Origin of the sequence: Rhizobium sp. BK316, from assembly GCF_014193695.1 — a bacterium.
In the GTDB taxonomy this organism is placed as follows: domain Bacteria; phylum Pseudomonadota; class Alphaproteobacteria; order Rhizobiales; family Rhizobiaceae; genus Rhizobium.
Genome location: NZ_JACHZR010000002.1, coordinates 19,471 through 38,505 on the forward strand (window position 1 = coordinate 19,471; position 19,035 = coordinate 38,505).

A 19,035-nucleotide genomic window follows, 5' to 3' on the forward strand; every position below is an offset into this window, starting at 1 on the left:
ATGACCGCTTCCGTCACCGCGGCACGGCCGCCATCGGACATCACCAAACGCAGCCTGCCGGCTTCGATCATCATCCACGCGCTGCTGATTGCCGCCTCGCTCCTGATGCTCTATCCGCTCTTGTGGATGGTGTCCGCTTCGGTCAGGCCGGAAAACGAGATCTTCTCTTCGACCTCGCTCATCCCGTCGTCGGTCGATTTTTCGTCCTATGTGCGCGGCTGGACCGGCCTCGACATTACCTTCGGCCGTTTCTTCTGGAATTCGCTCGTCATCTCGCTGCTTGTCGTGGCCGGCAATGTCATCGCCTGTTCGCTGACCGCCTTTGCCTTCGCGCGGCTGCGTTTTGCCGGCCGGAACTTCTGGTTCGCGATCATGCTCGGCACGCTGATGATCCCCTATCACGTGACGCTGATCCCGCAATATGTGCTCTTCCTCGATCTCGGCTGGGTCAACACCATCCTGCCGCTGGTTGTGCCGAAGTTCCTGGCAAGCGACGCCTTCTTCATCTTCTTGATGGTGCAGTTCTTCCGCGGCATACCGCGCGAACTCGATGAAGCCGCAATGATGGACGGCTGCAGCGCCTGGCGCATCTATTGGAAGATCATGCTGCCGCTGTCGCTGCCGGTTCTGGCGACAGCGGCGATCTTCTCCTTCATCTGGACCTGGGACGATTTCTTCGGTCCGCTGATCTACCTCAACGACATGAACACCTACACGATCCAGCTCGGCCTGCGCACTTTCGTGGACTCCACCAGCGCATCGGACTGGGGCGGATTGTTCGCCATGTCGACGCTCACGCTCGTGCCCGTGTTCTTCTTCTTCCTGTTCTTCCAGCGCCTGCTGATCGAGGGCATCGCCACGACCGGCATGAAGCGTTGATGGATCGGGCAGGAAAGCCAGACAGGAAAGAATGACATGAGCATCAAGACAGTCGCGATCATCGGCTGCGGTATCGGCCGCTCCCACATCGTCGAGGGTTATCTGCCGCATCCGGACAAATTCAAGGTCACAGCGATTTGCGACCTGAACGAGGAGCGCCTGAAGACGATCGGCGACGAATTCGGCATCGAACGGCGCACGACCTCCTTCGATGAGCTGCTTGCCGATGACAGCATCGACATCATCGATATCTGCACGCCGCCCGGCATCCATAAGGAACAGGTGATCGCAGCACTTGCTGCGGGCAAGCATGTGGTCTGCGAGAAGCCGCTGACCGGCTCGCTTGCCGGTGCGGACGAAATCATCGCGGCCGAAGAGACCGCCAAGGGCACGTTGATGCCGATCTTCCAGTATCGGTATGGCGACGGCGTCGAAAAGGCCAAGCGCATCATCGATGCCGGTCTTGCCGGTAGGTTCTACATGGGTTCGGTCGAAACCTTCTGGCGCCGCAAGCCGGAATATTATGCCGTTCCCTGGCGCGGCAAATGGGCAACCGAACTCGGCGGCGTGCTCGTCACTCACGCGCTCCATCTGCATGACATGCTCTTTTATCTCGCCGGTCCTGCCGTCCGCGTTTTCGGCCGCGTGGCGACCCGCGTCAACGAGATCGAGGTCGAAGACTGCGCCTCCGTCAGCCTGCAGATGCAGAACGGCGCCTTCGTCTCGCTGTCCTGCACGCTCGGTTCGCAGAACGAAATCAGCCGGCTGAGGCTTCATTTCGAAAACATCACCTTCGAAAGCAATCATGAGGCCTATGCGCCCGGCCAGGATCCCTGGCAGATCATCGCAGCCGATGATGAAGTCCAGGCGAAGATCGATACCGTTATCGCCGACTGGCAGCCCGTGCCGCTGCGCTTCAACACCCAGATGCTGCGCTTCCACGATCATCTGATGGGCAAAGGATCGCTTCCGGTGACGAGCGCAGATGCACGGCGCGCGCTGGAACTGGTGACCGCCATCTATCAATCCTCCGATAGCGGCGCCGATGTCGCTCTGCCGATCGGTCCTGACAGCCCGAAATACGCCGACTGGCGTGCAAAAACCAAATAAGAGGGGATTTCGGAACATGGCAACGAGTGTCGTTCTTCAGAAGGTCGAGAAGCGCTATGGCCAACTCGACGTCATCCACGGCATCGACCTAACGATCGATCCCGGTGAATTCGCCGTCTTCGTCGGCCCGTCTGGCTGCGGTAAATCCACGCTGCTGCGCATGATTGCCGGCCTTGAGGAAATCTCCGGCGGCGCGCTGCTGCTCGACAATGAGCGCATGAACGAGGTGACGCCGGCCAAGCGCGGCATCGCCATGGTCTTCCAGTCCTACGCGCTCTATCCACATATGTCGGTCTACAAGAACCTCGCCTTCGGTCTCGAAACCGCAGGTTATAAACGGGCGGAAATCGAACCGAAAGTGCGTCGCGCCGCGCAGATCCTGCAGATCGAGAAGCTGCTCGAGCGCAAGCCGAAGGCACTATCGGGTGGTCAGCGCCAGCGCGTCGCGATCGGCCGCGCCATCGTGCGCGAGCCGCGCATCTTCCTCTTCGACGAGCCGCTGTCCAACCTCGATGCCGAACTGCGCGTGCAGATGCGTGTCGAGATTTCCCGCCTGCATCGCAGCCTCGGCAACACGATGATCTACGTGACCCACGACCAGGTGGAGGCCATGACTATGGCCGACAAGATCGTCGTGCTGAATTCGGGCCGCATCGAGCAGGTCGGTGCTCCGCTCGATCTCTACAACAATCCCGCCAACCGCTTCGTCGCCGGCTTTATCGGCAGCCCGAAGATGAACTTCCTCAATGCCAAGATCGAGAGCGTCACCGACACCGGCTCGACGCTCAATGTCTGCGGCAATTCCGTTCAGCTCGGCCGCCGGCTTGCTGGTCAGGCGGGCCAGGACGTTACTTTCGGTATTCGTCCCGAACATCTCTCTCTGGCGGAAGGCGGCACTGGGCTTTCGACCGTCAATGTCGATCTCGTCGAGAACCTCGGCGGCGCCACGATGCTTTACACCACGACGCCGGATAACCAGACGCTGACCATCGCACTTGATGGTCAGCAGAAGGTCGAGCGCGGCACCAACGTGAAAGCCTCCTTCGATCCGGCCCGCTGTCATGTTTTTGATGCCGCTGGCAAGACAATCTAAATAGGCCGCAACTTGACAGCCGATCCCTCTCAAGCCCATCATTTCCCTGAGGGCTACGAGGGGGATACGCGTGACGCCTGAAGAGAGGATTCATGCGCTTGGCATCTGGCAAGGCCCGATCGACATAGCCCCGATCACCGGCGGCATTACCAACCGCAATTATCTCGTGAAGGATGGCGCGCTTAGGCGGGTCGTTCGCCTCGGTGATGATATTCCGGTTCATCACATCAACAGGCAGAATGAGCTCGCGGCAAGCCGCGCTGCCCACGCCGCCGGGATTTCGCCTGCCGTGATCCATCACGTACCGGGCGTGCTGGTTCTGGATTTTATCGACGCCGCGCCGCTTTCGCCTGGCGATGTCAGAAAGCCGGAAACGCTTGTCCGTCTCATTCCGCTGATCCGCCGCTGCCATCACGATATGGCCCGTCATTTCCGCGGTCAGGCGATGATCTTCTGGGTTTTCCATGTAATCCGCGACTACATCGCAAACCTGAAGGCCGCAAACAGCCCGCACACACCGTTGCTGGACGATCTCCTGGAGAAAGCCGAGCGTCTCGAAGCAGCGGCCGGTCCCTTCGAAATCGCCTTCGGCCACAACGATCTGCTCGCTGCCAATTTCCTCGACGACGGCCAGCGGCTCTGGCTGATCGACTGGGATTATGCGGGCTTCAATACGCCGCTCTTCGATCTTGGCGGCCTCGCCTCCAACAACGAGTTTTCAGAGGAGGCGGAGCGCCTCATGCTGGAGACCTATTTCGACCAGCCTCTGACGGATGATCTCAGCGGCCGCTACCGGGCCATGAAATGCGCCTCGTTGCTGCGCGAGACCCTATGGAGCATGATTTCCGAGATCCATTCGACCATCGATTTCAACTACGCCGCCTACACGGCCGAAAACCTGGCCCGCTTCGAGCGCGCCTATCGGGCATTTGAACAGGATCATTGAATGACGAAGGAATTACCGAAGACGGCAAAGGTCGTGGTCATCGGCGGCGGCATCATCGGCTGCTCGACCGCCTATCATCTGGCGAAATTCGGCTGGACAGATACGGTGCTCCTGGAGCGCAAGAAATTGACGTCGGGCACCACATTCCATGCCGCTGGCCTCGTCGGCCAATTGCGCACCAGCGCCAACATCACCCAGCTTCTGGGATATTCCGTCGATCTCTACAAGAAGCTCGAAGCCGAAACCGGTCTCGGCACCGGCTGGAAGATGAATGGCGGTTTGCGCCTTGCCTGCAATGAGGAGCGCTGGACCGAGGTCAAGCGTCAGGCGACCACCGCTCAATCCTTCGGCCTTGAAATGCATCTGCTCAACCCGCAGGAAGCCTTCGATCTCTGGCCTCTGATGACCACAGACGATCTCGTCGGTGCTGCTTTCCTTCCGACGGATGGCCAAGCCAATCCCTCTGATATCACTCAAGCGCTGGCAAAAGGCGCCCGTATGGCCGGCGTCTCGATCTTCGAGGATACGGAAGTTCTCGATCTCGAAATCGACAAGGGCAGGATTCGCGCCGTCGTCACGGCGCAGGGCCGTATCGAATGCGAGCGCGTGGTGGTCTGCGCGGGACAGTGGACCCGCAGCTTCGCTGCCCGCTTTGGTGTCAACGTGCCGCTCGTCTCCGTCGAACATCAGTACATCATCACTGAATCCTTCGGTGTGCCCTCCAATCTTCCGACCCTACGCGATCCCGATCGCCTCACTTATTACAAGGAGGAGGTCGGCGGCATGGTCATGGGCGGCTACGAGCCGAACCCCATCGGCTGGGCTCTGGACGGCATTCCCGAGGGCTTCCACTATACGCTGCTCGACAGCAATTTCGATCATTTCGAGCAGATCATGGAACAGGCGCTCGGCCGTGTCCCGGCGCTACAGAATGCCGGCATCAAACAGCTTCTGAACGGACCGGAGAGCTTTACCCCTGATGGCAACTTCATTCTCGGTGAAGCGCCTGAGCTGAAGAATTTCTTCGTCGGCGCCGGCTTCAACGCCTTCGGCATTGCGTCTGCCGGTGGCGCCGGCATGGCGCTTGCCGAATGGGTGACGAAGGGCGAGCCGCCCTACGATCTCTGGCCGGTCGATATCCGCCGCTTCGGCCGCCCGCATTTCGATACGGACTGGGTTCGCACGAGAACGCTGGAGGCCTACGGCAAACACTACACGCTGGCTTTCCCCTTCGAGGAATACTCGAGCGGCCGCCCTTGCCGCAAGTCGCCGCTCTATGAACGGCTGAAGGCGCAGGGCGCCTGCTTCGGCGAAAAGCTCGGCTGGGAGCGGCCGAACTGGTTTGCCGATCTCTTCTCCAATGAAGAGCCGAGGGACATCTATACCTACGGCCGCCAGAACTGGTTCGATGCCGTCGGCCGCGAGCACAAGGCGGTGCGCGAGGCAGCCGTCATCTTCGACCAGACCTCCTTTGCCAAATTCGTGCTGAAGGGTAGGGATGCCGAGACTGCCTTGTCATGGATTGCCGCCAATGACGTCGCAAAGCCCGAGGGATCGCTGATCTACACGCAGATGCTGAACGAAAAGGGTGGCATCGAATGCGACGTCACCTGCGCACGCATCGCCGAAAACGAATATTACATCGTCACCGGGACCGGTTTTGCCACGCACGATTTCGACTGGATCTCGCGTAGCATTCCCGATGGCCTCCACGCCGAACTCGTCGACGTCACCTCGGCTTACACTGTGCTCTCACTGATGGGACCGAATGCTCGTGCCATTCTCGAAAAGGTCACGACCAGCGATGTTTCCAATGCCGCTTTCCCCTTTGGTCGCGTCAAGACGATCGGTATCGCCGGCTGCCCTGTCCGGGCGCTACGCATCACCTATGTCGGTGAGCTCGGTTATGAGCTGCACGTGCCGATCGAATACGCAACGACCGTCTATGACGCACTGATGGCGGCGGACGGCCAGTTCGGCCTCATCAATGCCGGTTACCGCGCCATCGAAAGCTGCCGCCTGGAAAAGGGCTATCGCGCCTGGGGTTCCGATATCGGCCCTGATCACACGCCTGTTGAAGCCGGCCTCGGCTGGGCGGTGAAGACGCGAAAGAACACGCCCTTCAAGGGCCGCGAGGCGATCGAGCGTCAGCTCGAAAGCGGTGTGAAGAAGATGCTCGCCTGCTTCGTACCTGACGATCCCGATATTGTGCTGCTCGGTCGCGAGACCATCTATCGTGACTGCAAGCGCGTCGGCTGGCTCTCCAGCGGCGGCTTCGGCTACACCATCGGCAAGCCGATTGGCTATGGCTATGTTCGTAACCCAGACGGCGTGACGGAGGATTTCGTTCTCTCCGGCACCTATGAGCTCGATGTTGCCCGTGAGCGTGTGCCCTGCAAGGTCAGTCTCAAGCCGCTTTACGATCCCGAGATGAAGCGGGTGAAAGCCTGAGCCTCGCGGCAGCGAAGGACGGATCAAGTCCAACGAAACTGTGCGGCGGTTTTACGTCCGGAATTGCAGGCCCAGGGACTTGGGCCTGCTGAACCCCGCGACAAGCACGGGGATCATGAGGAAGGCATCAAAACAGCGGCAGCCTGTCATCCTGGATAAGGATTTCCAGCTTGTTGGCCACGTCCTCAGTCCAGGCGATATTCCCGCTCAGCGCCTTTGGAAACAGCCCCGGAAGCCTGAACAGCGCTGCTGAAATCGCCCCGCCATTGCGCGGCACATCCGCGATCAGTGCTGCAATCTCTCCCGCCCGTGGGTCGCGCAATTCGTAGCGTTCGCCGTTGCGGTCGACGCCCATTGCGTAACGCATCCAGGCGGCGACAGCGATCGCGTAGGTCTCCGCCTTGCCACCCTTTGCGAGCGCTTCGGTTGCCGGCTCCAGCAGGCGCTGCGGCAGTTTCTGTGTGCCGTCCATGGCGATCTGATAGGTTCGGTGGGCGATCGCCTTGTTTGCAAAGCGCGCTATCAACTCGTCCGCATAGGCGTCGAGATCGATACCGGGAACCGGGTCGAGCGTTGCCGCCGCCGCATTCATATGCCGGCGGGCCAGCGCGGCAAGTCCGGCATCGTCCATCACGTCGCGGATAAATTCATAGCCTGCTATATAGCCAAGATAGGCGAGCAGAGAATGCGCACCATTCAGCATCCGCAGCTTCATCTTTTCATAGGCCGAGACTTCCTCGACCATCAGCGCACCATGCACCTTTTCCCAGGCCGGCCGCCCATTGGCGAAATGATCTTCGATCACCCATTGGGTAAAAGGCTCCGTCTCGATCGCCGCCATATCGGTGCGGCCCGTCAGCCGCTTGGCATCGGCATAGGTCGCATCGGTGCTTGCCGGCGTGATACGGTCGACCATCGTGGACGGGAAGGGCACGTTCGCTTCAATCCAGTCATGCAGGTCGGTATCGATGCGAGAGGTGAATTCCAGTACGAGACGCTTCAGTACTGCGCCGTTGCTCGGCAGGTTATCGCAGCTGAGCGGCGTAAAGGGTGCAATACCCTTCTGGCGCCGCCGCGCAAGGCCTTCGACCAGATAGCCGATGACACCGCGCGGCGCATGCCGGTTGGCAAGGTCGGCGACGATATCGGGATGCTTGAGGTCGAGCCCGCCGGTTGCCGGATCGAAACCGTAAGCTTTTTCGGTCACGGTCATGCTGACGATGCGGATATCAGGGTCTTCAAGCCGTGCCAGCAGGCCGGCCGGATCGCGTGGCGCCACATGCGCCCCAAGGATCGAGCCGATGACCTGTGCCGTTGTCCCCGACGTGTCGCGGATGAGCACCGTATAGAGCCCGTTCTGAGCGCTCAGATTGTCCGCAACATCAGGCGTGCGCAGGCTTGCCACCTCAATGCCCCAGTCGCCACCTGCAGCTGCGAGCGCGCCATCCGTGAAGGGCGCGAAATGCGCACGGAAGAAGGCGCCGGGGCCAAGATGCAGGATGCCGGCCTTCAGTGCATTCCGGTCATAGGCAGGAAGCTTCGCTGTCGGCGCAAGGCCGGTTATGGTCTGTAATCTGTCGCTCACAGCTTGTAGGCCTTCTTCGCATTGTCATAGGAGAGTTCGCGCGCCACGATCTCGGCTTCCTTTTTGGAAATCCGATGCTCGGCCGCAAGCTGGGCCAGGAAGCGGCAAATCTCGCGGCGCCAGACATCGTGGCGGGCGGGGATCGACAGGAGCGCGCGCGTATCGTCGTTGAAGCCGGCGAGATTGGCGAAACCGGCTGTCTCCACCATCTGGTCGAGATAGCGGCGGATGCCAAGCGGGCTGTCGTGAAACCACCAGGGCGGCCCGATCATCAGGCAGGCCCAATGGCCGGCCATCGGCGCAAGCTCGCGGGCATAGGTCGTCTCGTCGAGCGTGAAGAGCAGGATGCGCAGGCCAGGCGCATGGCCGTATTTCGACAGCAGGGCATTGAGGCCGCCGACCCAGTCGGTGCGCGTCGGAATATCGGCGCCCATATTCGGTCCGCGGGTTTCGAAAAGCCCGCGGTCGGTGTTGCGGCGCGAGCCGGCATGGATCTGCATCACCATGCCGTCTTCGGCGGAGAGGCCGGCCATTTCCGTCATCATCTGGCCGCGGAAAAGCTCTGCATCTACAGCCGAAAGGGGTCCCTTCAGCGCCTTGTCGAGCAGAGCCTGCTTTTCGGCAAGCGGCAGATCGGCGGTAAAGGCCGTCGGCACGCCATGGTCGGTCGCCGTCGCGCCGAACTGGCGGAAATAGGCACGCCGCTTGCGGTGCGCCTCGATCAGCCCGTCCCACGTGGTGATGTCGCAGCCAGTGATCTCGCCGAACTTGATGAGATTGTCGCGGAAGCCGATGGCGTCGGGATCGGTGACGCTGTCCGGCCGGTAGGTGGTGCGCACTTTGCCGATCCAGCCGTCGGCCGCCATCTTCTGATGGTGCGGCAGCGGATCGAGCGCGCCTTCGGTCGTGGCGATCGTCTCGATGCCGAAGCGCTGGTGCAGCGCCCGCGGCCTGAACTCCGGAAGTTTCAGCTGCGCATTGATATGATCGTAGAGCGCATCGGCATTCTCAGTCGTCAGCGGCTCGGTGCAGCCGAGCACGGCCGACATGGCATGATCGACCCAAAGGCTCGACGGCGTTCCGCGGAAAAGATGGTATTTGGCAGCGAAAGCCCGCCAGATATCCCGGCCGCTCGCCACCGGCTTGCCGTCAAGCCGTGGCACACCGAGCTCGTCGAGTTTGGTGCCGGTGCTGTGCAGCATGCGGAAAAGATAGTGGTCGGGAATGACGAGTAGCGAAGCGGCGTCTTCGAAGGCCTTGTCGTCTGCGAACCAGGACGGTTCGGTATGCCCGTGAGGGCTGACGATCGGAAGGGCACGTACTGTCTCGTAGAGATCGCGTGCTATTGTCCGCGTTGCCGGATCGGCGGGAAAGAGCCGGTCCGGATGAAGAAAGCCGTTGCCTACATCCATCAGTTATCCTCCCTGATGGATAAGGGCCTACCCCACAAGACGGGATGCGGCAAGGGTTTTTAGTAACCAAACGGTTCATTTCGGAATCGTTTTCGTGAGGCCTCGAAACCATTGACGCTTCGGCCTATTTGGGCTTTGGAATGCCACCTGATTTCTCCGGAGAAAACCGATGTCCGACGAGGCAGCCCGCATCACGAAGCTGGAAGAAATGCTGGCCCATCAGGCAAAGACGATCGATGAGCTTTCCGATCAGCTTGCCGAACAATGGAAGGTTATGGAGCAGACGCGCGCCAAGCTCGATCGATTGACCGAGCGGTTCCTGAGCCTTGAGGAACAATCGCTGGAAGCGCCGGCGATCACCAAGCCGCCGCACTATTGAGCGGTTATGCCTCGCCTGAAGGCCGTCTGCAGCAGGAAAGCGGTTTCGCGTTTTCGGCCTTTGCGATATAGCCCGAAAAGACGAAGCTGAACGAGAGACATCCCATGGCGGCCACCATCCGTTATCATCAGGGCGATATTTCCGCGGCGGATGCCGCCCGTTACACCGGCGCGATCGCGATCGATACCGAAACGCTGGGCCTCGTGCCGCGCCGGGACCGCCTCTGTGTCGTACAGCTTTCGCCGGGCGACGGCTCGGCCGATGTGATCCGCATCGCGGCCGGTCAGAAGGAAGCGCCGAACCTGACCGCGCTGCTTGCCGATCCGTCGCGCCAGAAGATCTTTCACTACGGCCGCTTCGATATCGCCGTGCTCTTCCATACATTCGGCGTCACCACGACACCGGTTTTCTGCACGAAGATCGCCTCCCGCCTCATCCGTACCTACACGGATCGCCATGGCCTGAAGGATAATCTGAAGGAGATGCTCGACATCGATATCTCCAAGACGCAGCAATCCTCCGACTGGGCCGCCGAAACGCTCTCGCAGGCGCAGCTCGAATATGCTGCCTCCGACGTGCTCTATCTGCATGCGCTGCGTGACAAGCTCAACGAACGCCTGATCCGCGACGGCCGTCTGGAGCATGCGACGGCCTGCTTCGAATTCCTGCCGACGCGCGCCAAGCTCGATCTTCTCGGCTGGGAAGAGGCCGATATCTTCGCCCATAGCTGATATTGGCTTTTCATCGGATATGCCTGCACGGCCGTAGACTGGACGTCTGCGGCCGTTAGTCATTCGTTAAGAGATTTTCAGTAACATTATCATTAATTTTTATGCATTCGACGGCGCAAAAAGCGCCGATGCGGACAGGAGGATCTGCTGGGATGCAAGAGGCCGGATGAGCGCGGTCTCTTTGTAGAACCTGCTTTCATAGCCACTTTGCGAAAGGAGCGTGCCTGTGTTGTCTCCCATTCGTTCAGCGTCCAATGCAAGCCTTTCTTCTCAGGGTCAGACGGCGGCAATCGTTGCCGGCGGCCTCGGCCGTTCGGTGCTCGCCCCCACCCCGGTGAACGCAGTTGAAGCTGCCCACCTCAACGCCGCGATTGCCGGCAAGCTCAATATCCTGCTCATCGCCGCGCGCCAGCGCATGATTGAAGCACTTCTCGACATCATCAATGCCACGGGCCGCACCATATCGTTGCAGCGAGGCAAAGGCGAATCCGATCAGGCCTTTGCCATCCGTGTCGCTGATGCCATCCGTCGCATGCCCGACGCCGAGATTGAGGCGGTCGAGCGCCAGCTTTCCGATGACGGACATAGCCTGCCGCTGAGAATAATCGCCGCTGCCCTCAAGGATCCAACCGGTCCGGAGGCCACCCGTGTCATCGCCTATCTCGAGATTGTCAATTACAAAGACAGGGATCTCGCAGCGCGCGCCGTGGTCCGCTCTTATCGCCAGAACGATGCTGCGCCGCTGCCCCGCACCGAGCTGCGGCCGGAAATCAAGTTTCAGGGAGAAAACCTGTCTGCGGCACGTCAGTTCGCAGCAAAACCCGTTGAAAGTGCAGCGATGCCCGCTGCCGAAGAAATCGTTCCGGCCGAAACTGCTATTGTCGTGACGGCCGATCAAACCGTCGAGGACCAGCAGATCAGCAATCAGCCCGCCACAGCGGCGCATGAAGCTTCATCGCAGGCAGCCACGCCGAGAGAGACAGAAGAAGTCCAGGTCGCATCGGCAGAGCGGGAAGTGGTCGAGCCGGAACAGGCTGGCCCCGCTCTCGAGCAGCAGACGATCTCCGCCAAGGCCGATCCGGTTATCCCGCGCAGCTGGACCGGCATCGCCAGCTCCATGACCGAACAGGTTTCGCAAATGATCGCAACGATCATCCGCGAGCAGGAGGCAACTGTCCTGTTGACGGATACGCCCGTCGAAGCCGCCGTCGAAATCGATGCTATGCTGGACGAGGCCGTCATCAGCGAGGCGACGGAGAGCCTGGTTCGCACCACCCCGGAAGATGTGGTCGAGCCTGCATCTGCTCAGGCAACCCAGGCTTCTCGCCCGTCCCAGGCGGAGATCGTGACAGCCGCCCAGACGGCTCGTCCTGCCAGGGACATTGCCGCTCAGCCGCAGCCGGTTCCTCTCCCGGTGGTCGAGACACCCTCATACGTTCCGCTTGCGGCACGTATGCCGGACGGTCTGCCTTATGCCCAGACGCCGTACCAGTTCGCTCGCGACGAATATAAGGCAACCAAGGCCAATGAGCCGCCTCATCGCCAACATGAAAATGGCGGCTCTCAGGATCAGCAGCAACAGCAGCAGGCGCAATCCGGTCAGGACGAAGAGCAGCAGGCCGGCGAAGGGGATGCCCCGCGTGAAGAGCGGCGGCAGCCGAAAATGTTCGATCCCGATCCCTCTACCACGCCGGCAACCTTCGCCGATCCGGTCTATGCCCTCTATCAGCGCATGGTGGGCTGGGAATAATCCGAAGCACTTTCTGCGGGTGCGCATAGCGGAATTGCGTGGGTACAAAGAACTTTAGAGCCTTTCCTGGTCAGATTGAAGCATTCTGTTGGCTCAAACGGAGTCGGATGGCCGGTCGATCAGCCGGCCCGTTTCAGTCAACCTCGGTGGTTTGCTTGCAAACCAGCTAGGGCCGGGCATCTTTGCGCCAGGATCAAAGGCGATCGGCTCGGACGTACCTTGGGTATGCCCTTCTCCATCAGCCTTTGCCCTGACACAAACCTGCTCCGGCAGAATGCTTCAATCTGACCAGGAAAGGCTCTAACAATCTCCCAAAACGAAAGAACCCGCCGGATCGCTCCGGCGGGTTCTTCGGTCTAATGGACCAGCGAAGGACTATTCGCCGCCGCGGTTCTTGAGAGCCGCGCCGAGGATGTCGCCGAGCGAGGCACCCGAGTCGGACGAACCGAACTGAGCAACGGCTTCCTTCTCTTCCGCGATTTCCAGAGCCTTGATGGACAGCATGATCTTGCGGTCCTTCTTGGAGAAGTTGGTGACGCGGGCGTCGAAGACCTGGCCGACCGAGAAGCGCTCAGGGCGCTGCTCGTCGCGGTCGCGGGCGAGGTCGGCGCGACGGATGAACGAAGTGATGTCTTCGTGGTTGACGAGCTTCACTTCGACGCCGCCGTCGTTAACAGCGATGACTTCGCAGGAAACGACTGCATTCTTGCGCAGGTCGCCGGAAGCAGCGGCTTCGCCGACTGCGTCCTTGCCGAGCTGCTTGATGCCGAGCGAGATGCGTTCCTTTTCGACGTCGACGTCGAGAACGACAGCCTTGACGACGTCGCCCTTGTTGTACTCTTCAATGACCTGTTCGCCCGGACGGTTCCAGTCGAGGTCGGAGAGGTGGACCATGCCGTCGACATCGCCATCGAGGCCGATGAACAGGCCGAATTCGGTCTTGTTCTTGACTTCGCCTTCGACTTCAGTGCCGGCCGGATGGCTGCGGGCGAATGCTGCCCACGGGTTTTCCAGCGTCTGCTTGAGGCCGAGCGAGATACGGCGCTTGGACGGATCGACTTCGAGAACGACGACTTCGACTTCCTGGCTCGTGGACAGGATCTTGCCGGGGTGAACGTTCTTCTTGGTCCAGGACATTTCCGAGATGTGGATCAGGCCTTCGATGCCCGGCTCCAGCTCGACGAACGCACCGTAGTCGGTGATGTTCGTGACGGTACCGGAAATCTTCTTGCCTTCCGGATACTTGGCCTGGATGCCATCCCACGGATCGGACTCGAGCTGCTTCATGCCGAGCGAGATACGGTGGGTTTCCTGGTTGATGCGGATGATCTGAACCTTGACCTGCTGGCCGATGTTCAGGATTTCCGACGGATGGTTCACACGGCGCCATGCCATGTCGGTGACGTGCAGCAGGCCGTCGATGCCGCCGAGGTCAACGAACGCACCGTAATCGGTGATGTTCTTGACGACGCCGTCAACAACCTGGCCTTCTTCGAGGTTCTGAACGATTTCAGAACGCTGCTCGGCACGGGATTCCTCCAGAACCGTACGGCGCGAAACCACGATGTTACCGCGGCGCTTGTCCATCTTGAGGATTTCGAAGGGCTGCGGGTTGTGCATCAGCGGGGTGACGTCGCGGATCGGGCGGATATCGACCTGAGAGCGCGGCAGGAAGGCGATCGCACCGTCGAGGTCGACCGTGAAGCCGCCCTTGACCTGGTTGAAGATAACGCCTTCGACACGCTCGCCGGCTTCGAACTTGGCTTCGAGCTTGATCCAGCTTTCTTCGCGGCGAGCCTTCTCGCGCGACAGAACTGCTTCGCCCAGCGCGTTTTCGATGCGCTCGACGTAAACTTCGACTTCGTCGCCGACCTTCAGCGAACCGTCCTTGGCACGTGCGCCGAATTCCTTGAGCGCGATGCGGCCTTCGACCTTCAGGCCGACGTCAACAACGGCGACATCCTTTTCGATGCCCGTGACGATACCCTTGGTAACATAGCCTTCGGCCAGATCGTTCTTGGCAAAGGACTCTTCGAGAAGGGCCGCGAAATCCTCGCGAGAGGGAGTAGCTACTGACATAAAATCTCCTGCGTGGCCTTCGATAGCGTCAAGGCTCACGTATGCGCCGGTTGGTTCGTGTTGAACGGGCCTGAACCCAGTCCGCCTTCTTTCACGAAGGCAATCCGGCGCTTGGACGGAATTTCAGGCTTTTCTCGCATTGCGTCCCGCGCTTGAAGCACGGAAAGCCGCTTATTTTTAGGCATTTCGGCTCAAGGCAGCGTCGATGATCGACCTGGCAGCTTGAAACGCGGCCTCTATACTCATTTCCGACGTGTCAAGCAAGTGCGCATCGACTGCCGGTTTCATCGGGCTGTCCGCCCTGTTCATGTCACGATCGTCGCGCCGTTTCACGTCCTCGAAGATCGCGTCGAAATCCGCTGATCCGCCCTTGCCGATGATCTCATCGTAACGGCGCTTCGCACGGACTTCCGGCGATGCCGTCACATAGAGTTTCACTGGTGCGTCGGGGCAAACGACGGTACCGATATCGCGCCCGTCGAGAACCGCCCCCGGCGCTTTCTCGGAAAACCGCCGCTGCGCCTCGACCAGCGCCCGGCGAACTGCCGGCATCACGGCAATCTTCGAGGCGGCTTCTCCGATCTCATGTCTCGACAATATATCGCGATCGAGCCCGGCCAGTTCAACCTCGCGCGCCATCTTTTCAGCGATCGTCTCGTCGTCGAGCGGCAGGCCGGCATCGATGAGCGCCTTGGCGGCCGCCCGATAGGTGAGGCCGGTATCGAGGTGGTGGAACCCGTATTGTTCGGCGATCCCTCGCGAAAGGGTGCCTTTGCCTGCCGCGGCTGGGCCGTCGATGGCGATGATGAAGCTGCCGCTCATGAAGTCATTCCGTGCCGAGGCCGCCGTAGCGGCGTACCAGTTCCTGCATTTCGGCCTGCTCTGCCATCTCGGTGAGGCCCTTGGCAACACCCTCACGGTCGGCGACCGGCCGGTTCTGGCTCACCTTCCATTTGCCCTCGATCTCGGCGATCTCGATTTCCACGCCGATGATGCCCTTGAGCTGCGCACGGATGAAGCCCTCTGGCGCGTCACCGATCGACCAGGGTTTCTCACGCAGGCCCTCATGTTCGCCAGTGATTGCGTTGATCTGCGAAAGCAGCCAGCCGGCATCCTCGATTACCCGGGCCGGCCCGCGCGCCTGCACGATCGCATAATTCCAGGTCGGCACCTCTTTGCCGGTCTCGGCCTTGGTCTTGTACCAGGAAGGCGTGACATAGGAATTAGCGCCTTGGAAGACGGCAAGCACCGGCGCACCAGCGGCGATATCGCGCCACTGCCCGTTCGCCCGCGCCAGATGCAGTCGGAGCGTGCCTTTTTCCGATGCGCCGGCATCGAGATGGAACGGCACGGAGTTAGCGATCAATCCGGAGGCGCCTGCCGTAATCAGCAGGCCAAGCGGGTGCGCGCGCATCAGCGCATGCTGCACATTGAGATCGTCTTCGCGGAAATGTGGCGGCTGGTACATGTCAGGCCTGCTCGATCCCTGCCCCGAGACTTTTCATCAGATCCATGAACTGCGGAAAGCTGGTTGCAATCATGCTGCTGTCATCGATGCCGACAGGATGCTCCGAAGCCAGCCCCATGACAAGGAAGCTCATGGCGATACGATGGTCGAGATGCGTCGCGACCCACTTGACTGCGGCATTGCCGAGCCCCTTTCCGTCCGGCCGGCCGGTAACGGAAAGCCAGTCCTTGCCTTCCTCGCATTCGACGCCGTTGAGCTTCAGCCCGTCAGCGACGGTCGAGAGCCGGTCTGACTCCTTGACCCGCAGCTCCTGCAGGCCGCTCATGACAGTCCGGCCCTTGGCGAAGGCGGCGGCGACGGCAAGAACCGGATATTCATCGATCATCGATGGTACACGTTCTGCCGGCACGCTGACGCCCGTCAGTTCGGAGTGGCGCACGCGCAGATCCGCCACATCCTCGCCGCCTGCAAGGCGCGGGTTGAGGATCTCGATATCGGCGCCCATCTCCCGCAGCGTCAGGACCAGCCCGGTTCTCGTCGGGTTCATCAGCACATTGGGAATGATGATGTCCGAGCCCGGCACCAGCAAAGCCGCCACGAGCGGGAAAGCAGCGGAGGAGGGGTCGCCGGGCACGTCGATGATCTGGCCGGTCAGCCTGCCGCGGCCTTGCAGCCGGACCGTCCGCGTGCCGCCCTTGTCGGCCTCGACCGACAGTTCCGCGCCGAAGCCTGCCAGCATCTTTTCCGTATGGTCACGCGTGATGGCCGGCTCGATAACCGTCGTCACACCCGGTATATTGAGGCCTGCCAGCAGCACCGCCGATTTCACCTGCGCCGAGGCGACGGGCAGGGTGTAGCGGATCGGAGCTGGCGTTTCCGGCCCGCGCAGCATGACCGGCAGGCGGTCGCCCTCCACGGTCTTCACCTGCACGCCCATGCGGCGCAACGGATCGAGCACGCGGCCCATCGGCCGCCGGGAGAGCGAGGCGTCGCCGGTAAGGACGGTGTCGAAATCATAGACGCCGGCAAGGCCCATGATCAGGCGTGCGCCGGTGCCGGAATTGCCGAAATCGAGCGGAACCTCCGGCGCAAGCAATGCGCCGTTGCCTGTTCCGTTGATGATCCAAACGCCGCCTTCCTTGCGGATCACGGCACCCATGGCCTGCATCGCCTTCCCGGTATTTAGTACATCCTCGCCTTCGAGGAGCCCGGCAATGCGCGTTTCCCCCGATGCCAGCCCGCCGAGCATGAGTGCGCGATGCGAGATCGATTTGTCGCCGGGAATGCGAACGGTTCCGGAAAGCCCGGAGGATCTGCGGGCGATGGCCGGCTTCGATGCGGAACCCTGCGACATGGGTTAATCCCTTGCAAAGGCAATATTTTCGGGCCGCTCACACCTCGGAACCGGCATATTTTTCCGGCGGGCTTTGCGGCAATCGCGGCTGGTTAGCACAAACTTGCCGAGCGGTCATCCGGAATGCCGGGCAAAAGCCTGAAGTGCCCCATGAAGTTTAGCTTTGACACGGGAAGCCGTAGCGATTAAGGGGACCGGCTTATAAATTCCGAATAGAACGCCGGTTTGACGGCATTTGCCGAATCTCGCATTCGGCCATTCTCACGAGGCTTATAGTGGCGAAAGCGGAACTTGGAACCAAGCGCACCGATCCGGAAACCGGCAAGAAGTTCTACGACTTGAACCGGGACCCGATCGTCTCCCCTTACACCGGTAAATCCTACCCCCTGTCCTTCTTCGAAGAAACCTCGGCAATCGCTGAAGTTCAGGATGAGGACGAGGTTGCCGAAGTCGATACCGAAAACACCGAAGTCGAACTGGTTTCGCTCGAAGATGCCGAAGACGGCGCTTCCGGCGACGATATCCCCGATATGGGTGACGACGATGTCGAAATCGAAGGCGATGACGACGATACCTTCCTCGAAGCCGACGAAGATGACGAAGATGACGACATGAGCGACATCATCGGCGTCACCGGCGACGAAGAAGACGTCTGATCGAACGAATACCGGCCCGGATGACAAAAATTTTCCGGGCCGGATCTTTTGGGCTTGCCATCTGCGAAAACCGCAAGTAATAAGCCGCCACTCCAGAGGGAACGCCCTCCGGACCATCCCAGGACCGGCGCAGGCCGGACCACCCTGATGGGGCTATAGCTCAGCTGGGAGAGCGCTTGCATGGCATGCAAGAGGTCAGCGGTTCGATCCCGCTTAGCTCCACCAAACCCTCCAAATGCGGTTCAATAAACACGTCAGGTCAATATAACTGACATTTTTCGGTGATTGCTCAGTTGCCGCTTTGCCAGCGGCTGAAAGCGGGTTTTTATATTGGCCGTCGAAGTCAACCGATTCGACATTTCCCGGACCCGAACCTATGACACGAGCAAGACGCCGCCGCATCATCAGAACCCGTAGGACCGCGACCGGACTTGCGCTGGTTGGCTCGATTTCCTTCCTTGCAGGAATGACGGATGCGACCGGCCTGCTTCTGACCGGCGACTTCGTATCCTTCATGACCGGCAATACGACGCGGGCGGCTCTTGCGCTGAGCAGTGGCGATGTCAGGCACGCCGCCGTGCTGCTGTCTGCCATCATCGTCTTCGTGCTTGGCAATGCCGCCGGCATCGTCGTCGCCCACCGGGCCGAACGGCGCATCTTCGTCGTGCTCTGCTGCGTCAGCCTCATGCTGGCGCTGGCCTCGATGATGACGCCGCAGGATCTGTTGATGACACGTTTCTATATGATCGTTCTCACAATGGGCATGGTGAATGCGGCGGTCGAGCATATAGAAGGACTGCCGATCGGCCTGACCTATGTGACCGGCGCACTGTCGCGCTTCGGCCGCGGCATAGGCCGCTGGATCATCGGCGACCGACGCCTCGACTGGACGATCCAGATCGTGCCGTGGGGCGGCATGGTGCTCGGCGCCATCAGCGGTGCCCTCATGACCCGTCTTGTGGGCGCGCAGGCGCTGTGGCTGGTCTCCATCTTCGCGATGGCGCTGGCGATTGTCGCCCTGTTTATTCCCCGTCCGCTGCAGCGGCGGTTCAATCAAAAGATTGCAGCTCCCCAACCACATCCTGTGCACACTAGGTAACGGCCATCATTGCGGTCGTTTTCGAATCGGGTAGGAAGGCCAG

At 60.6% G+C, this 19,035-nt stretch carries 16 protein-coding genes and 1 tRNA gene; 11 read left to right on the forward strand and 6 right to left on the reverse strand.

From position 1 onward, the window contains the following. From FHT87_RS08610 to FHT87_RS08630, 5 genes are all read left to right on the forward strand, one after another. Positions 1-879, forward strand: coding sequence for a carbohydrate ABC transporter permease (locus FHT87_RS08610; protein ID WP_183802630.1), 879 nt, complete (start codon positions 1-3; stop codon positions 877-879). 36 nt (positions 880-915) lie between these two features. Continuing rightward, a complete protein-coding gene (locus FHT87_RS08615; RefSeq protein ID WP_183801143.1) occupies positions 916-1,989 on the forward strand; it encodes a Gfo/Idh/MocA family oxidoreductase in 1,074 nt (357 codons plus the stop codon). Between the two features lie 16 nt (positions 1,990-2,005). After that, positions 2,006-3,082, forward strand: a complete 1,077-nt coding sequence (gene ugpC, locus FHT87_RS08620) for a sn-glycerol-3-phosphate ABC transporter ATP-binding protein UgpC (RefSeq protein ID WP_183727405.1) — start codon at positions 2,006-2,008, stop codon at positions 3,080-3,082. A 70-nt stretch (positions 3,083-3,152) separates the two neighbouring features. Then, on the forward strand, positions 3,153-4,028 hold the full coding sequence (locus FHT87_RS08625; RefSeq protein WP_183727407.1) for a choline kinase family protein: 876 nt from the start codon (positions 3,153-3,155) through the stop codon (positions 4,026-4,028). Beyond that, the gene (locus FHT87_RS08630) at positions 4,029-6,479 is read left to right on the forward strand and encodes an FAD-dependent oxidoreductase (protein WP_183727409.1); all 2,451 of its coding nucleotides are present in this window, start codon (positions 4,029-4,031) and stop codon (positions 6,477-6,479) included. It abuts the gene before it with no gap. 127 nt (positions 6,480-6,606) lie between these two features. On the opposite strand, the gene FHT87_RS08635 is transcribed toward FHT87_RS08630, so the two are convergent. Together FHT87_RS08635 and uxaC are read right to left on the reverse strand one after the other, a co-directional pair. Beyond that, positions 6,607-8,064 carry a mannitol dehydrogenase family protein gene (locus FHT87_RS08635; protein WP_183727411.1) on the reverse strand — a complete coding sequence of 486 codons (1,458 nt, stop codon included), beginning with the start codon at positions 8,062-8,064 and terminating at the stop codon, positions 6,607-6,609. Then, positions 8,061-9,476, reverse strand: a complete 1,416-nt coding sequence (gene uxaC / locus FHT87_RS08640) for a glucuronate isomerase (RefSeq protein WP_183727413.1) — start codon at positions 9,474-9,476, stop codon at positions 8,061-8,063. Before uxaC ends, FHT87_RS08635 begins: the two co-directional genes overlap by 4 nt. Before the next feature lie 169 nt (positions 9,477-9,645). On the opposite strand from uxaC, the gene FHT87_RS08645 reads away from it, so the two are divergent. From FHT87_RS08645 to FHT87_RS08655, 3 genes are all read left to right on the forward strand, one after another. After that, entirely contained in the window at positions 9,646-9,855 is a 210-nt protein-coding gene (locus FHT87_RS08645) for a SlyX family protein (protein ID WP_112542868.1), read from the forward strand. A 104-nt stretch (positions 9,856-9,959) separates the two neighbouring features. Then, positions 9,960-10,586, forward strand: coding sequence for a ribonuclease D (locus FHT87_RS08650; RefSeq protein ID WP_183727415.1), 627 nt, complete (start codon positions 9,960-9,962; stop codon positions 10,584-10,586). Positions 10,587-10,812: 226 nt separating this feature from the next. After that, entirely contained in the window at positions 10,813-12,336 is a 1,524-nt protein-coding gene (locus FHT87_RS08655; protein ID WP_183801147.1) for a hypothetical protein, read from the forward strand. A 375-nt stretch (positions 12,337-12,711) separates the two neighbouring features. Here the strand turns inward: FHT87_RS08655 and rpsA are convergent, their stop codons facing one another. The 4 genes from rpsA to aroA all read right to left on the reverse strand — a co-directional run bounded on the left by rpsA (position 12,712) and on the right by aroA (position 17,237). Continuing rightward, positions 12,712-14,415: a 30S ribosomal protein S1 gene (gene rpsA, locus FHT87_RS08660; RefSeq protein WP_183727419.1), complete on the reverse strand. Its 1,704-nt coding sequence runs from the start codon at positions 14,413-14,415 to the stop codon at positions 12,712-12,714. A gap of 177 nt (positions 14,416-14,592) precedes the next feature. Further along, the gene (gene cmk / locus FHT87_RS08665; protein WP_183727421.1) at positions 14,593-15,237 is read right to left on the reverse strand and encodes a (d)CMP kinase; all 645 of its coding nucleotides are present in this window, start codon (positions 15,235-15,237) and stop codon (positions 14,593-14,595) included. Between the two features lie 4 nt (positions 15,238-15,241). Continuing rightward, on the reverse strand, positions 15,242-15,883 hold the full coding sequence (locus FHT87_RS08670) for an FMN-binding negative transcriptional regulator (protein WP_183727423.1): 642 nt from the start codon (positions 15,881-15,883) through the stop codon (positions 15,242-15,244). A gap of 1 nt (position 15,884) precedes the next feature. Next, a complete protein-coding gene (gene aroA / locus FHT87_RS08675) occupies positions 15,885-17,237 on the reverse strand; it encodes a 3-phosphoshikimate 1-carboxyvinyltransferase (protein WP_183801150.1) in 1,353 nt (450 codons plus the stop codon). 275 nt (positions 17,238-17,512) lie between these two features. Between aroA and FHT87_RS08680 the strand changes: the two genes are divergently transcribed. From FHT87_RS08680 to FHT87_RS08690, 3 genes are all read left to right on the forward strand, one after another. After that, positions 17,513-17,893 carry a TIGR02300 family protein gene (locus FHT87_RS08680; protein ID WP_183727427.1) on the forward strand — a complete coding sequence of 127 codons (381 nt, stop codon included), beginning with the start codon at positions 17,513-17,515 and terminating at the stop codon, positions 17,891-17,893. A gap of 149 nt (positions 17,894-18,042) precedes the next feature. Further along, positions 18,043-18,118, forward strand: a tRNA-Ala gene (locus FHT87_RS08685). 151 nt (positions 18,119-18,269) lie between these two features. Next, complete coding sequence (locus tag FHT87_RS08690) at positions 18,270-18,992, forward strand: YoaK family protein (protein WP_183727429.1); 723 nt, start codon at positions 18,270-18,272, stop codon at positions 18,990-18,992. Positions 18,993-19,035: the final 43 nt, after the last annotated feature.

Excerpts from the sequence above, each read along its gene's own strand:
- FHT87_RS08650 (WP_183727415.1), top strand. The coding sequence starts at position 9,960 with ATGGCGGCCACCATCCGTTATCATCAGGGCGATATTTCCGCGGCGGAT.
- FHT87_RS08670 (WP_183727423.1), bottom strand. The coding sequence starts at position 15,883 with ATGTACCAGCCGCCACATTTCCGCGAAGACGATCTCAATGTGCAGCAT.
- FHT87_RS08615 (WP_183801143.1), top strand. The coding sequence starts at position 916 with ATGAGCATCAAGACAGTCGCGATCATCGGCTGCGGTATCGGCCGCTCC.
- cmk (WP_183727421.1), bottom strand. The coding sequence starts at position 15,237 with ATGAGCGGCAGCTTCATCATCGCCATCGACGGCCCAGCCGCGGCAGGC.
- rpsA (WP_183727419.1), bottom strand. The coding sequence starts at position 14,415 with ATGTCAGTAGCTACTCCCTCTCGCGAGGATTTCGCGGCCCTTCTCGAA.
- uxaC (WP_183727413.1), bottom strand. The coding sequence starts at position 9,476 with ATGGATGTAGGCAACGGCTTTCTTCATCCGGACCGGCTCTTTCCCGCC.
- aroA (WP_183801150.1), bottom strand. The coding sequence starts at position 17,237 with ATGTCGCAGGGTTCCGCATCGAAGCCGGCCATCGCCCGCAGATCCTCC.
- FHT87_RS08645 (WP_112542868.1), top strand. The coding sequence starts at position 9,646 with ATGTCCGACGAGGCAGCCCGCATCACGAAGCTGGAAGAAATGCTGGCC.
- FHT87_RS08610 (WP_183802630.1), top strand. The coding sequence starts at position 1 with ATGACCGCTTCCGTCACCGCGGCACGGCCGCCATCGGACATCACCAAA.
- ugpC (WP_183727405.1), top strand. The coding sequence starts at position 2,006 with ATGGCAACGAGTGTCGTTCTTCAGAAGGTCGAGAAGCGCTATGGCCAA.
- FHT87_RS08630 (WP_183727409.1), top strand. The coding sequence starts at position 4,029 with ATGACGAAGGAATTACCGAAGACGGCAAAGGTCGTGGTCATCGGCGGC.
- FHT87_RS08690 (WP_183727429.1), top strand. The coding sequence starts at position 18,270 with ATGACACGAGCAAGACGCCGCCGCATCATCAGAACCCGTAGGACCGCG.